This is a genomic window from Carboxydocella sp. ULO1, from assembly GCF_002049255.1.
Taxonomy (GTDB): Bacteria; Bacillota.
Window position 1 is genome coordinate 1 of record NZ_BDLQ01000066.1, and the last position, 1,143, is coordinate 1,143.

General features: G+C 49.0%; 2 protein-coding genes. Both read right to left on the bottom strand.

The window, feature by feature from the left end; translation table 11 throughout:
* Positions 1-485: hypothetical protein (locus ULO1_RS09140; protein ID WP_200806955.1), on the bottom strand; the 485-nt coding region annotated here is incomplete at its 3' end.
* Positions 466-660, bottom strand: a complete 195-nt coding sequence (locus ULO1_RS15425; RefSeq protein ID WP_376738159.1) for an HNH endonuclease — start codon at positions 658-660, stop codon at positions 466-468. The genes ULO1_RS09140 and ULO1_RS15425, both read right to left, overlap by 20 nt.
* Positions 661-1,143 lie beyond the last annotated feature (483 nt).

Genomic DNA, 1,143 nt, shown 5'->3' on the forward strand with positions numbered 1-1,143 from the left:
TTTAAGGCCTCCAGGTCCACCCATGGCGCAAGCGGCACGTCGTTAACTTGCATCTCGCCGGAGATAATGGCCTGCACTGCGCAGATTTCTCCGACAGCTTCTTTAAGCGATTCTGGCAGCTCCATTTCTAGCTCGCGGTAGTGCCGTGCTAAGTGCTTTGCTGCTTGTCGCTTTTGTTGAGGTGTAAGGCTGGGTTCCGCACGGGCACCGGCCAAAGCAGCAGCCGCCGCTATTAGGCCATTGCGGTTGATTACAATTTGGCCATCATCCCTGACCTCATGATGAGGCATAACCCAGTTTTGGCTTGGCGCGTCCTCTAAGCTTTCGCCGCGTATTACCGCATAGACTTCGCGGATAGCTTCCCTAACGCCCTCTGCGCCTTCTTCTAAGCCTTGAACCAGTATATTGCGAATCGCAGTCTTATCTACATCGCCCCACGGCTTATTACTCACTGTCTTGCTTATCTCAAACCGCTTCGGCATCATTTTTCACCTCCTTTCGTCTCAATCTGTTGTGAAGAGCTACATGTACAGACTGCGATGGCAATACCTCAAGGTTTTCTGGACGGTTATCAGTAATATCACCATTTTTATGGTGGACGACTTCATTAGGCAAAAGTCTCCTGCCTAGCACTTTTTCCATAACAAGACGGTGCTCCATAACATAACCGTAGGAATTAGCCTGAGGATGATCCGGCTTTAAGACGCCTATGTACCCCCGCCCAAGTTTAGATCTGCCTTCGCAATCGGCATCTTTACATCCCTTCGAACAGTATTTACCCCAGCCTCGACGGAGCTTACTAGCAAAGACTATAAATTCCTTACCACAATACGCACACTTGCGTACTTCGCTGGGTTCTCGTTCAAAGCTTTTGCCCCGTTTCCACTGATTACAACAGTCTATAGAACAAAACCTTACCCGCCTTTCTTTTACCCGCCACCTCTCTACTTCAAATTCCTTGCCACAGTATTCACACCTTAAAGCAACAGTAGAAGCCACTTATTCATCGCTACCCCCTTCTCACGGGCACAATAAAAGCGCCTTGGCTTACGCCTCAGCGCTTGTTAACAAATTGCCCTGTTTTCATATCCCGCACTACTAATTTCTGATGAACTGGATGCACTTCAATCCTCTTTGCCGGCG